Annotated in this window: 11 protein-coding genes and 3 pseudogenes; 8 read left to right on the top strand and 6 right to left on the bottom strand. The window is 66.5% G+C overall.

Annotated elements, in window-relative coordinates:
• Positions 1-5 precede the first annotated feature (5 nt).
• The 4 genes and pseudogenes from ACTTAG_RS12905 to ACTTAG_RS12890 all read right to left on the bottom strand — a co-directional run bounded on the left by ACTTAG_RS12905 (position 6) and on the right by ACTTAG_RS12890 (position 2,768).
• Positions 6-680: an OmpA family protein gene (locus ACTTAG_RS12905; RefSeq protein ID WP_444462682.1), complete on the bottom strand. Its 675-nt coding sequence runs from the start codon at positions 678-680 to the stop codon at positions 6-8.
• A 174-nt stretch (positions 681-854) separates the two neighbouring features.
• Positions 855-1,663: pseudogene (locus ACTTAG_RS12900) on the bottom strand (methylated-DNA--[protein]-cysteine S-methyltransferase).
• A gap of 257 nt (positions 1,664-1,920) precedes the next feature.
• On the bottom strand, positions 1,921-2,598 hold the full coding sequence (locus tag ACTTAG_RS12895; RefSeq protein WP_444462681.1) for a Hint domain-containing protein: 678 nt from the start codon (positions 2,596-2,598) through the stop codon (positions 1,921-1,923).
• A complete protein-coding gene (locus tag ACTTAG_RS12890) occupies positions 2,580-2,768 on the bottom strand; it encodes a hypothetical protein (protein ID WP_444462680.1) in 189 nt (62 codons plus the stop codon). Before ACTTAG_RS12890 ends, ACTTAG_RS12895 begins: the two co-directional genes overlap by 19 nt.
• 239 nt (positions 2,769-3,007) lie before the next feature.
• Between ACTTAG_RS12890 and nth the strand changes: the two genes are divergently transcribed.
• From nth to ACTTAG_RS12870, 4 genes are all read left to right on the top strand, one after another.
• Positions 3,008-3,652 carry an endonuclease III gene (gene nth, locus ACTTAG_RS12885; protein ID WP_444462679.1) on the top strand — a complete coding sequence of 215 codons (645 nt, stop codon included), beginning with the start codon at positions 3,008-3,010 and terminating at the stop codon, positions 3,650-3,652.
• Positions 3,649-4,635: an adenosine kinase gene (locus tag ACTTAG_RS12880; protein WP_444462678.1), complete on the top strand. Its 987-nt coding sequence runs from the start codon at positions 3,649-3,651 to the stop codon at positions 4,633-4,635. The genes nth and ACTTAG_RS12880 overlap by 4 nt, the downstream gene beginning before the upstream one ends.
• Positions 4,636-4,815: 180 nt before the next feature.
• Positions 4,816-4,950 (top strand): hypothetical protein, encoded by a 135-nt coding sequence (locus tag ACTTAG_RS12875; protein WP_444462677.1) that lies wholly within the window; start codon positions 4,816-4,818, stop codon positions 4,948-4,950.
• Between the two features lie 29 nt (positions 4,951-4,979).
• A complete protein-coding gene (locus ACTTAG_RS12870) occupies positions 4,980-5,300 on the top strand; it encodes a hypothetical protein (protein WP_444462676.1) in 321 nt (106 codons plus the stop codon).
• Between the two features lie 234 nt (positions 5,301-5,534).
• On the opposite strand, the gene ACTTAG_RS12865 is transcribed toward ACTTAG_RS12870, so the two are convergent.
• Positions 5,535-6,353, bottom strand: coding sequence for a sulfotransferase family protein (locus ACTTAG_RS12865; protein ID WP_444462675.1), 819 nt, complete (start codon positions 6,351-6,353; stop codon positions 5,535-5,537).
• Between the two features lie 147 nt (positions 6,354-6,500).
• Between ACTTAG_RS12865 and ACTTAG_RS12860 the strand changes: the two are divergent.
• From ACTTAG_RS12860 to ACTTAG_RS12850, 3 genes and pseudogenes are all read left to right on the top strand, one after another.
• Positions 6,501-8,071, top strand: a pseudogene (locus ACTTAG_RS12860) (DUF5928 domain-containing protein).
• A gap of 13 nt (positions 8,072-8,084) precedes the next feature.
• Positions 8,085-8,465, top strand: a complete 381-nt coding sequence (locus ACTTAG_RS12855; protein ID WP_444462674.1) for an HIT domain-containing protein — start codon at positions 8,085-8,087, stop codon at positions 8,463-8,465.
• Between the two features lie 206 nt (positions 8,466-8,671).
• Entirely contained in the window at positions 8,672-8,854 is a 183-nt protein-coding gene (locus ACTTAG_RS12850; protein ID WP_074554455.1) for a zinc-finger domain-containing protein, read from the top strand.
• An 18-nt stretch (positions 8,855-8,872) separates the two neighbouring features.
• On the opposite strand, the gene ACTTAG_RS12845 is transcribed toward ACTTAG_RS12850, so the two are convergent.
• The gene (locus ACTTAG_RS12845; RefSeq protein WP_444462673.1) at positions 8,873-9,253 is read right to left on the bottom strand and encodes a hypothetical protein; all 381 of its coding nucleotides are present in this window, start codon (positions 9,251-9,253) and stop codon (positions 8,873-8,875) included.
• Between the two features lie 173 nt (positions 9,254-9,426).
• Between ACTTAG_RS12845 and polA the strand changes: the two are divergent.
• Positions 9,427-12,283 (top strand): annotated as a pseudogene (gene polA, locus ACTTAG_RS12840) (DNA polymerase I).
• Positions 12,284-12,335 lie beyond the last annotated feature (52 nt).

Here is a 12,335-nt window from a genome sequence, read left to right as displayed (position 1 = left end):
CGATCTCAGCGATTCGGGCGGATGATGAATTCGACGCGGCGGTTTTGCGCCTTGCCCGCGGGGCTCAGGTTCGAGGCGACCGGCTGTTCCTCACCGCGGCCATAGGCGACGACGCGATAGCCGGGCACGCCCGCGCCGATCAGGATATTGGCGACCGCATTGGCGCGGTCTTGCGACAGGCGCTGGTTATAGGCGGCGTCGCCGTCCGAATCGGTGTGGCCGACCACCTCGACGCGGGTGTCGGGATAGCGGTTCAGGCTGCCCGCGAGCGTGTAAAGATCGCGCTGCAGATCGGGGCGCACCGAGGCGCTGTCGACGGCAAACAGCACGTCTTGCGGCATCGTCACCACCAGATGGTCGCCCTGACGCACCACCGAAACGCCGTTGGTGTCCAGATCGCGGCGCAGCTCCTGTGCCTGCTTGTCCAGCTGGTTGCCGATGGCGCCGCCGATCAGCCCGCCGACGATCGCCCCGGCGGCGGCCTTTTCCAGCCGCTCGTCGCCGTTGCTGGTGGCGCCCAGAACGCCGCCGATCAGCGCCCCGGCGATCGCGCCGCCGCGGGTGTTCGCATTGGGATCGGCGCTGGCCGAGCCGGAATAGCCCTGATCATAGGGCTGGGTGCAGGCGGTCAGCGCGAAAAGCCCGGTGCAGGCGAGAAGGAGGGTGGAGGTCTTGGTCATGGAGCTGCCCTTGTGCTTGCGGCCCTGTTGGCCGTTCGCACCATTCTACGACAGATTTTCGACGCCGTTCCATGCCCTGTGCGGGCTTGGCGGAATTTTGCGCATCAATTTCCGGCGAGCGTCAGGCCCCGCCTCGTGCTGCGCCGCCTCGCGGGCCAGAAGCGCGCGTTTCACCTAGCCCCAGTGATAGCCGCCCAGCCCGCCCGGGCGCGCAGCACCCGTGGCAGGGGATCAGCGCCGCCACCGGGTTGCGCCCGACCGCCGTGCCCACGGCGCGATGGGCGCGCGGCGACCTGCGGGTGGCGATCCGGGCATAGGTCGTGACCTGCCCCGAGGGAATCGCCAAAAGCGCCTCCCAGACCTTGATCTGGAAGGGCGCGCCGGTGACCGAAAGCCGCGCCTCGCCGCGGCCGGTGAAGGCCGCGCCGACCCAATCGGCGATCGGCGCCGGGTCTTCGATCAGCCGCGCGCCGGGCCAGCGGCCCGCCATGTCGGCAAAGGCGGCCTCCTCGCCCAGGTCGGCGGCAAAGCCGAGCCCGCACAGCCCGCGCCCGGTGCCAAAGGCCAGCGCCGGGCCGAAGGGGCTGTCGAAGCGGCCCCAGCGGATCGTCAGCCCGCTGCCGCCGCGGGCGAATTCTCCGGGGGTCATCGCCTCCCAGCGCAGGATCAGGTCATGCAGCCGCGAGGGGCCGAGAGCCCGGCCGCTTCGGCGACCTGATCAAGCGGCAGCGCGCGCGCAGCTCGCGCGCAAGGCCGAGCGAGAGATATTGCGTGTAGCGCTTGGGCGAGACCCCGGCCCAGGCGGAAAAGATCCGCTGGAAATGCGGCGCCGAGAGGCCGAGCCGCGCCGCCAGATCGTCAAGCGGGATCTGCAGCGGGCGGCCCGCGGCCTGCGCCGCGGCCTGCGCGGCGTCGATTTCCGCGATGGCGCGGGCGATCAGACGGTAATGGTAGCGGTCTTCAAGCGGGATCGTGTCGGACATGGGAACGCCTTTCTGGGCGTCACCTTACCGCGCTGTGACCGGAAAAGACGACCCGAAAGCTGCGGGTTCGGCGGGGCAGGGGGGCGCTGCCCCCCGTCCTTCGGACTCCCCCCGGGATATTTGCCCCAAGGTGAAAACAGGGCCGATTTGGGGCCCGGGCGGGCCCGGTGCTGGTGCCGACGGGGCCCGGGCGGGCCCCGGGGCCGGGGTCTTCGGCGCTGCGCGGCAGGCTCCGGCGGCGGTTTCAGGCGGCTGGTTCAGGCGGCGAGGCGGCGGGCGCGGGCCAGGCGTTCGCGGCGGAACATCGCCACTTCCCAATCGTCCAGCCAGGCGCGGGCGGGATCGGCATGGCCCGCCTTGACGCGCGGCCCGACGGCGCCGCGGATGCGATCAGGCAGCAGCGACAGATAGGCGGCATCGGCATGGACCGAGCTGACCCACATCCCCTCGGCCAGCACCACCTCGGGGGTGGCGAGCAGCATGGAATAGAGCTTTTGCGGCCCCGCCCCGGCCTCGGCCTTCGGCAGGGCATGGCGGGCCTTGGCGAACATCTCCGATTCGCCGAACCAGAGTTCCAGTTCGTGCCCGGCCAGCAGCACCCCGGCCCCGGGCGAGAGCAGAACATCGCGTTCGGGCAGCGCCTCGCCGAAACAGGCGGCGGCCAGAAGCAGCGGCCGGGTTTCGGGGGGGGCGCGGCGCGGCATCGTGTGCTGGCCGACCCAGAGGAGCGGCTGATAGCCGTTGTCGCGCGTCAGCACCCGATCCCCCGGGCGCAGCCAGTCGATCGGCATCGGGCCTTCGGCGGTGGCAATCATCGTGCCGCCGCTCAGACAGGGCAGGGCGGCGATTTCCTCGGGGCTGGCGGCGCGGGCGGGCAGCTCGAACGGTTCGGCCTCGGCATAGTCGGTGCCGGGCGTCAGCATTTCGGAGGGCATGTAAAGGCACAGCACCCCGTCGATCTCGATCCGGTCAAGCCGGACCGCGCCGCCGCCGGGCTTTGCAGCACCAGCGGCACATCGGCCGTCAGCGTGCCCTGCAAGACCAGATGGCCCATCGCATCGCGCAGCTCTGCCCCCGCCGCGCCATGCGTGACCTGCCACAGCATCGTGGCGGCGTCAAAATCATGGTCCAGCGACCAAAGCCCCGCTCGGCATCGAAGCCAAGCACCGAAACCGGATACCCGTAGTCCATGTTCCTCCTGCGCCTTCAGGTCTTGGCCCCATTCTTTCGCAACACGGCAAACGAACCGTTAACGGCGGCGGCGAATTGTCCGCAATTTGTCGATCGGGTTAATTTCGCGCGCTTTCTCTTGCCCCGCGGCGGATCGGCGGGCAGAAGGGGGCCATGGTTGCGCAGCTTGATTACCCGACGATGAAGGAGATCTTCCGCCGTTTCGCGGAAGCCAATCCGCATCCCGAGGGCGAGCTGGAGCATGTGAACGCCTTCACCCTGCTCGTTGCCGTCGCGCTCTCGGCGCAGGCGACCGATGTGGGGGTGAACAAGGCCACCCGCGCGCTTTGGCCCGTGGCCGACACGCCGCAAAAGATGCTGGCTTTGGGCGAGGAAGGGCTGACCGCGCATATCAAGTCGATCGGGCTTTACCGCACCAAGGCGAAGAACGTGATCGCGCTGAGCCGCCTGCTGGTCGAACGCTTCGACGGGCAGGTGCCGTCCTCGCGCGCGGCGCTGGTCAGCCTGCCCGGTGTCGGGCGCAAGACGGCGAATGTGGTGCTGAACATGGGCTGGGGGCACCCGGCGCAGGCGGTCGACACCCATATCTTCCGCGTCGGCAACCGCACCGGCATCTGTCCGGGCAAGGATGTGGACGCAGTCGAGCGCGCCATCGAAGACAATGTGCCGGTGGAATTTCAGCGCCATGCGCATCACTGGCTGATCCTGCACGGGCGCTATATCTGCACCGCCCGCAAACCCCGCTGCGCCGATTGCCTGATCCGCGATCTGTGCCGTTTCGAGGAGAAGACCGCATGAAGAAATACCAGGTTGTCGGCATCGGCAACGCCATCGTCGATGTGATCGCGCAATGCGACGACGCCTTTTTGGCCGCGATGGGGATCGAAAAGGGCATCATGCAGCTGATCGACCGCGAGCGCGCCGAAAAGCTTTATGCCGCGATGGGCGACCGGACCGAGGCGCCGGGCGGCTCGGTCGGCAACACGATCGCGGGTCTGGGCAATCTGGGGCTGACGGCGGCCTTCATCGGCCGCGTCGCCGATGACACCCTGGGCCATTTCTACAAGGCCGCGCTGAATGCCGAGGGCACGGATTTCCCGAACCCGCCGGTGAAAGGCGCCGATCTGCCCTCGTCGCGCTCGATGATCTTCGTGACGCCCGATGGCGAGCGGTCGATGAACACCTATCTGGGCATCTCGGCCGAGCTTTCGACCGAGGATGTTCCGCTGGAGGTCGTTGAAAACATGGAAATCCTGTTCCTTGAGGGCTATCTGTTCGACAAGGATCACGGCAAGGCCGGGTTCCTGAAAGCGGCGCAGGGCTGCCACCGCGGCGGCGGGCGGGCGGGGATCTCGCTCTCGGACCCGTTCTGCGTTGATCGCCACCGCGACAGCTTCCGCCGTCTGGTCAGGGACGAGATGGATTTCGCGCTGGGCAACGAGCATGAATGGGCCTCGCTCTACCAGACCGATCTGGAGAGCGCGCTGAAACAGGCGGCCTCCGAATGCGGGCTGGTGGTCTGCACCCGCTCGGGCGCCGATGTGGTGGTGATCCGCGGCGCGGAACGGGTGGAAGTGCCGGTGAACCGGGTGGTGCCGGTCGATGCGACCGGGGCGGGCGATCAATTCGCGGCGGGCTTCCTTTATGGCGTCGCCACCGGGCAAAGCCTTGAAGTGGCGGGCAAGATGGGCTGCATCGCCGCGGCCGAGGTGATCAGCCATTACGGCGCGCGGCCCGAAACCGACATTCTGGCGCAGTTCAAACAGGCCGGGCTGCTCTAGATCCATGGGCCGCTCGCCCTATCTGGCGCCGGATTTCTACGGCAAGGCGCTGGCCGAGGGGCGGCACCGGGCCATCGTCGGCGGGCGCTGGGACGAGACCGGGCGGGCGCAGATGGCGGCGCTGATCGAGGTGGGGCGGATGCAGCCCCACCATCATCTGCTCGACATCGGGGCGGGGCGTTGCGGCTGGGCTGCAAGGCCGTCGCCTATCTCGAGCTCGGGCATTACTGGGGCACCGACGCCTCGCGCGATCTGATGCTGGCGGGCTATGCGGCGGAACTGGCGGACCCGCGCGGCTCGACCCGGCGCAGCTGATCGCGGATGACGCCTTCGCCTTTCCGGGCGTGCCCGAGGCGATCACCCATGCCATCGCCTTTGCCGTTTTCCCGCATCTGCCGAACGACTGTCTGGGGCAGGCGCTGGCGAACCTTGCCCGGTTTCCGCGGCTGGAGGTCTTTCTGTTTACGGTGTTTCTGGCGCCCGAGGTGCAGGCGGGGGCGCCCTTTCGTCAACCCGACGGCGTCGTGACCCACCCGAACCGGCCGCCCCGGCATGTTCTGGAACGCGATGTGATCGCCGCCGCCGCGGGCTGGGATCTGACGAAACACGACCGGATGCTGCCACGGGGTCAGGTGCTCTTCGAGGCGCGGCGGGCGGGGGGCTGAGACGGGCCCGAGCGGACCGAGGCCATCGCCGAGGTCACAAGCAGCATTTGCCCCGAAGACCGCCGGGGCGCCAAAGCGTCCCGGCCAGCGCCCGCCCCGCCCATGGCGGGCGCTTCTCGCCCGCCGGGGCAGGCGCTTGCCTCTGTTCATGCGTGGGGCAGGCGGTCTTGCGGATGCGTCTGCGCGGCGGGCGGGGAAAAGCGGTGCTTTTCCTGATCCGCCCGAAACGGGCCGTCAATCGCCCAGCTTGACGTGTACCTCGTCCAGATCGATCTCGCCCACCGGCATCTTGTTGTCGGGATTGTCGAAATCGTATTTGAACAGCTGGAAATCCTTGCGGTAGATCTCCCACACCAGATGGCGCGACAGATCGTCGAAATAGGCCGAGACCGGATGCGCCCGCTTCGGCCCGTGCCCCTCGCTTTCGTTGAACTTCGGCACCGCCTTCAGATCGACCGGATAGGGCGTCTGGATGTTGTCCAGCACCACCTGCATCCCCTCGTCGAATTTCTCGGTGAAGAAGATGTGGTCATAGCGCCCGCCGTTGACGATGAAGGTCGAGATATGCCCCGACATCGCCGACCAGTGGATGTCGGGCTCCATCGGGCGGCGCCAGCGGATGGTGTCGCGCGCAAAGAGCAGAAACCGGCGGAACGAGGCCACCTGATCGAAGTCGAAGCCGTTTTCCGGGCTGCCGACGTCGATGCCGTATTTCTGCACCAGCTGCGGCACCAGCGCGCCGCGGTAGCGCTTGCCGTTCCTTTGAATCCCCGCGATCTTGTCGAAGAATGACGACAGGATCCGCGCATAGGGGTTGCGCACACAGGTGAAGGCATAGGATTTATGCGCCTTCACATTCGCTTCGATCGGCTTCTGGCTGGCGTCCTGGGACCATTTGTGCAGCCCCCGGGTGCTGTCATGGATGTCGCCGTCAAAGAACTTGCCGTGATCGGAATAGAACATGATCTGCCCGATCGAGGAGCAGGCGCATTTCGGAACGACGCGATAGACGACGCTCTCGCTCTCGGTCATCCAGGTGCCGGGAAACCCCATGATGTGAACCTCCAGTCGCAGTGCGCCAAGCCTGTCACACCACTCATCAAGAATTCCTTCCCTTGAAGCAAAGAACCTCTGTTTTTTCAATGTCCTTTGGCGGTATCTAGGCGAGAAAGGCAAAATCGCGGACGGCTTGTTTCCAGTATGGCAAAAATCGCCTTCATTCTGTTGACCCACAAGGACCCCGAGGGGATCATCGCCCAGGCCGAGCGGCTGACCGCGGCGGGGGATTTCGTCGCGATCCATTTCGACGCCCGCGCCAGTGCCGCCGATTACGCCCGCCTGCGCGCGGCGCTGGCGACGAACCCCTCGGTCACCTTCGCGCGCAAGCGGCACAAATGCGGCTGGGGGGAATGGAGCCTTGTCGCCGCGACGCTGGAGGCGGCCCGGGCGGCGCTCGAGGCCTTTGCGCAGGCCAGCCATTTCTACATGCTCTCGGGCGATTGCCTGCAGATCAAGACGGCAGACTATGCGCATCGCTTTCTGGATGCCGAGGATGTCGATTACATCGAATGTTTCGATTTCTTCACCTCGGACTGGATCAAGACCGGCTTCAAGGAAGAACGGCTGATCTATCGGCACTGGTTCAACGAACGCACGCAGCCGAAGCTGTTCTACACCGCCTTCGACTGGCAGAAACGGCTGGGCCTGACGCGCCGCGTGCCCGAGGATCTGCAGATGATGATCGGCTCGCAATGGTGGTGCCTGCGCCGGCAGACGATCGAGGCGGTGCTCGATTTCGCCGCCCGCCGCCGGGACGTGATGCGGTTTTTCCGCACCACCTGGATTCCGGACGAGACCTTCTTTCAGACCCTCGTGCCGCATCTGATCCCCGAGGCCGAGATCCGGCGCCGCACGCTGACCTTCCTCATGTTCACCGATTACGGCATGCCGGTGACCTTCTACAACGACCATTACGACCTGCTCGTGGCGCAAGATTACCTGTTCGCGCGCAAGATCAGCCCCGATGCGACCGAGTTGAAGGACCGGCTCGGCCGCCTTTGGGGCGCGCATGACGTCAGCTTCACCGTCTCGAACGAGGGCCGGGCGCTTTTGCCTTTCTGACCGGCCGCGGCCGCGAGGCGCCGGTTCGCGCCGCGGTTCTGGGAGCGCGAGGCCAGTCTGGGCCGCGACCGCACGCTGATGCTGGTGGTGTGCAAGAAATGGCATGTGGCGAAACGTCTGGTCGAGCAGATCCGCCAGCAGGCGGGTCTGGCGGCGGTGGAGTATATCTTCAACGAGGACGGCGGGCTGCCCGATCTGGGCGGGATCGAGCGGTCGGTCGAGAAGCGCAACCGGCATCGCCGCGCGCTGCTGCGGATGCTGTTCGAGTATCATCAGACTGACCGGCTGGTGGTCTGCCTCGATCCGGCGGCGATCGAGTTGATGCGGATTTCGCCGCCGACAAATGCACGGTGCGGGTGCTGGAAATCGCCTGCGACTTTTCCGACGCCTATCTGGTCGGCCATGCCCGCCGTGTCGGGCTGGCGGGCGGCAGCACCCCGCCCGAGGTGCTGGACCGGCTCTTGCCGACGATCCGCAACGATCTGCGCCACGAAAGCGAGCAGATGCGCGACGCGGGCTTTCCGGTCTTCCTGCGGATGCGCCAATCCGCCCCGCCCGAGGAAAATGCGGCCGCGCTGGCGGATTTCCTTGGCATCGCGCGCGGGCTTGCAGATCGGATCGCGGCGACCGATTATCTGTTCATCGACTGAGGAGAAAGCGCCCGTGGCCTATGTCTATGATCCAACGAACATCTTTGCCCGCATCCTGCGCGGTGAAATCCCCAACCGCACGGTTTGGGAAACCGAACACACGCTGGCCTTCCGCGACATCGCGCCGAAAGCGCCCGATCATGTGCTGGTGATCCCCAAGGGCCCCTATGTCACCTACGATCATTTCTGCGCCGAGGCCTCCGAGGCCGAGATCGTCGATTTCACCCGCGCCGTCGCCAAGGTGGTGCGCCTGATCGGCGCCGAGGCCCATGGCGCGGGCAAGGGCTTTCGCGCCATCACCAATGCGGGCGAAAACGGCGTGCAGGAAGTGCCGCATTTCCACCTGCACATCCTCGCCGGGCGCTGCATCGGCCCGATGATCGTCACCGACTGAGGCGCTCCCGGCCCCAGCCGCGACAGGGCGTATTTGGGCCAAGAAAAAACCAGCCTTTGCTTTTTCTTGGTGAAAATACGCTGGGGGGTCCGGGGGGCGAAGCCCCCCGGCTTTCTTCCGGGGAGGGCGCGCGCGGAACGCTTGCGCGCTGCGGCGTTATTTCGCATAACTCCGCCCGACCCATTTGCCGCGCTCAGGAGCCAGCCATGTCGAACGCCCCCGAAATCAAGGTCGTCACCCATTGGAAGGGCGCCTGCGACGGCGGTGAAGGCGCCTTGGGCCACCCGAAAGTCTGGCTGACGATCCCGCGCGAAACCGGCGAGATCTGCTGCCCCTATTGCGGCAAGAAATTCATCATCGACCGCGCCAACGCGGTGGAGGACCACTGAGGGCGCAAGGCACCGCCCCTAGCTGATCGGAATCGCCGCGTCGCCGCAGGGCAGGGCGGGTTTGCCGGTGGTGTTTTGCAGGAACTCGGGGACCCGGTTGCCGGACCACATCTCGATACGCTGGCCGCCGCTCATCTCGCCATTGCCGGTGGCGGTGCCGGTCCAGCGGTCCTGATAGGTGAAATAGACCCGGCCCTTCTGGCCATTCGTGCAGGTGACATCGGCCTGGCCCGCGCCGAACCAGTTGCGCTCTGTCCAGCGGCCGGTGCAGGCGGTGCCGTCGGACATGGCCCCCGACAGATCCCCGTTGCCGCGGCCAAAGGCGCGGCCGGCAAACCAGATGCCGTCGTCGCCGACGCAGGCCAGAACCCGGGCGCAATTGTCCGTCCCCTCGGTCATCGCGCAGGGGGCCTGCAGGGCGCTTCGGGCGGGGTCAGGAACGGGCAGGGCTGGCGTCGCGGGGCGCAGGCTCTGCGCGGCGGCGGCAAGGGCAGGCAAAGGGCGGCTAATGCTGGCACCAGAACTCGGAACATGGCAATACCTTCGGGAAAGCACTCGGCAAAGGGAAGCACATGGGCAACGGTTTTGGCAAGGGCTGCCATCTGCATCTGATCGACGGCTCGGCCTTCATCTTTCGCGCCTATCACGCGCTGCCGCCGCTGACGCGCAAATCCGACGGCCTGCCCGTCGGTGCCGTGGCGGGCTTCACCAACATGATCTTTCGCTACATCGAAGACGCCAAGGGCGCCGATGCGCCGACCCATGCGGCGGTGATTTTCGACTACAGTTCCAAGACTTTCCGCAACGAGATCTATCCCGCCTACAAGGAAAACCGCCCCCCGGCGCCGGAGGATCTGCGACCGCAGTTTCCGCTCACCCGGGACGCCACCCGGGCCTTCAACCTCGCCTGTCTGGAGATCGAAGGGTTTGAGGCCGATGACATCATCGCCACCCTTGCCCGGCAGGCGCGCGAGGCGGGCGGGCGGGTCACCATCATTTCCTCGGACAAGGATCTGATGCAGCTTGTGGGCGATGGCGTGGTGATGCTCGATGCGATGAAGAACCTTGTCATCGGCCCTGACGAGGTCGAGGCGAAATTCGGCGTGCGTCCGGATCGGGTGATCGACGTGCAGGCCTTGGCGGGCGATTCCGTCGACAACGTGCCCGGGGCGCCCGGGATCGGCATCAAGACCGCGGCGCAACTGATTGGCGAATATGGCGATCTGGAAACGCTGCTATCCCGCGCGGGCGAGATCAAGCAGCCGAAGCGGCGCGAAACGCTGGTGAATTTCGCCGATCAGATCCGGGTTTCGAAGCGGCTGGTGACGCTGGAAGACCATGTGCCGCTCGACTTCGGGCTGGAGGCGCTTGAGGTGAAGGAGCCCGAGCCCGAGGCGCTGATCGCTTTCCTTGAGGCGATGGAGTTTCGCAGCCTGACCAAGCGCGTCGCCGAGAAATTCGGTCGCGAGGTGCCGGTGGGGGCGCCAGCCGCAAAGCCCGACGCCGCCGCGCGCTGGGCCGAGGGGGCGGTGCCGCAGGCCCGCCTCGCACCGCAGGCCGAGGATGTCGCGCCGATCGACCCCACGCGCTACCTGTGTCTCACCGACGCCGCGGCGCTCCGGGACTTCCTCGCCGAGGCGCAGGCAACCGGCGTGCTGGCCGTCGATACCGAGACCACCTCGCTGGACGAGATGCAGGCCGATCTGGTGGGGGTGTCCTTGTCCACCGGGCCGGGCCGGGCCTGTTATGTGCCGCTGGGCCACACCACCGGGGGCGATGATCTCTTTGGCACCACCGCGCGGGCCGCGGGGCAGATGTCGATGGAGGAGGCGCTGGCGATCCTGAAGCCGGTTCTGGAAGACCCGGCGATCCTGAAGATCGGCCAGAACATGAAATATGACTGGAAGATCTTCGCCCGGCGCGGCATTCGCGTGGCACCTTTTGACGACACGATGCTGATGTCTTACGCGATGTTCTCGGGCCTGCACGGGCACGGGATGGACGCGCTTTCCGAGGAATATCTGCACCACCGCCCGATCCCGATCAAAGAGCTGATCGGCACCGGCAAGGCGCAGCTGACCTTTGACAAGGTGGCGATCGACAAGGCCACGGCTTATGCCGCCGAGGATGCCGAGATCACCTTCCGGCTGTGGGCCGCCTTCAAGCCGCAGCTGCACCGGGCGCAGGTGACGACGGTTTACGAGACGCTCGAACGCCCGCTGGTCCCGGTTCTGGCCGAGATGGAAATGGCCGGCGTCAAGGTCGATCCCACGGTTCTTGCCCGGATGTCGAATGTCTTCGCGCAGCGCATGGCGGGGCTTGAGGAGGAAATTCAAACCCTTGCCGGGCAAAGCTTCAACGTGGGCAGCCCCAAGCAGCTGGGCGAGATCCTGTTTGACAAGCTCGGCGTGCCGGGCGGCGAAAAGGGCAAGACCGGGGCGTACGCGACCGGGGCCGATGTGCTCGAAGACATCACCACGATGGCGGATCACAAGCAGGCGGCGGAGCTGGCGGCCAAGGTGCTCGACTGGCGCCAGATCGCCAAGCTGAAATCGACCTATACCGATGCGCTGCAGACCCATGTGAACCCGGATACGGGGCGCGTGCACACCTCTTACAGCATCGCAGGGCGAACACCGGGCGGCTCGCTTCGACCGATCCGAACCTGCAAAACATCCCCGTGCGCAGCGATGAAGGCCGCCGCATCCGCGAGGCCTTCGTGGCCACGCCGGGGCATCGCATCGTCTCGCTCGACTATTCGCAAATTGAACTGCGCATCCTCGCCCATGTCGCGAACCTGCCCGAGATGAAGGCGGCTTTCGCCAAGGGCATCGACATTCACGCGATGACGGCGTCCGAGATGTTCGGCGTTCCGGTCGAGGGGATGGACCCGATGGTGCGCCGCCGCGCCAAGGCGATCAACTTCGGCGTCATCTACGGGATTTCCGGCTTCGGCCTTGCGCGCAACCTGCGCATCCCGCGCGCCGAGGCGCAGGGCTTCATCGACCGCTATTTCGAGCGCTTCCCTGGCATCCGCGCCTATATGGACGAGACCGTGGCCTTTGCCAAAGCGAACGGCTTCGTGACCACACTCTTCGGCCGCAAGATCCACACGCCCGAGATCAACGCCAAGGGGCCCGGCGCGGGCTTTGCCAAACGCGCCGCGATCAACGCGCCGATTCAGGGGGCGGCGGCCGACATCATCCGCCGTGCGATGATCCGCATGCCCGCGGCCATAGCCGATCTGCCCGCAAGGATGCTGCTTCAAGTGCATGACGAATTGATCTTCGAGGTCGCCGAAAGCGCCGTCGATCCGCTGATCGCCACGGCGCGGGCGGTGATGGAGGGCGCGGCCGATCCGGCGGTGAAGCTGTCGGTGCCGCTGGTCGTCGATGCGGGGCAGGGGCCAGCTGGGCCGAGGCGCATTGACCCGCGCCTGCCGCGCCTTGCTGTGAAAGCCCTTGACCCGGCCCCTTTGCCC

It is taken from the genome of Rhodobacter capsulatus, from assembly GCF_052363185.1.
Taxonomy (GTDB): Bacteria; Pseudomonadota; Alphaproteobacteria; order Rhodobacterales; family Rhodobacteraceae; genus Rhodobacter; species Rhodobacter capsulatus_E.
This window is presented reverse-complemented; position numbering and strand designations above follow the sequence as displayed.

What these genes read in the sequence shown, in the direction of transcription:
- ACTTAG_RS12905 (WP_444462682.1), bottom strand. Translation starts at nt 680, where the DNA reads ATGACCAAGACCTCCACCCTCCTTCTCGCCTGCACCGGGCTTTTCGCG.
- ACTTAG_RS12895 (WP_444462681.1), bottom strand. Translation starts at nt 2,598, where the DNA reads ATGCCCTCCGAAATGCTGACGCCCGGCACCGACTATGCCGAGGCCGAA.
- ACTTAG_RS12890 (WP_444462680.1), bottom strand. Translation starts at nt 2,768, where the DNA reads ATGCTGTGGCAGGTCACGCATGGCGCGGCGGGGGCAGAGCTGCGCGAT.
- nth (WP_444462679.1), top strand. Translation starts at nt 3,008, where the DNA reads ATGGTTGCGCAGCTTGATTACCCGACGATGAAGGAGATCTTCCGCCGT.
- ACTTAG_RS12880 (WP_444462678.1), top strand. Translation starts at nt 3,649, where the DNA reads ATGAAGAAATACCAGGTTGTCGGCATCGGCAACGCCATCGTCGATGTG.
- ACTTAG_RS12865 (WP_444462675.1), bottom strand. Translation starts at nt 6,353, where the DNA reads ATGGGGTTTCCCGGCACCTGGATGACCGAGAGCGAGAGCGTCGTCTAT.
- ACTTAG_RS12850 (WP_074554455.1), top strand. Translation starts at nt 8,672, where the DNA reads ATGTCGAACGCCCCCGAAATCAAGGTCGTCACCCATTGGAAGGGCGCC.
- ACTTAG_RS12845 (WP_444462673.1), bottom strand. Translation starts at nt 9,253, where the DNA reads ATGACCGAGGGGACGGACAATTGCGCCCGGGTTCTGGCCTGCGTCGGC.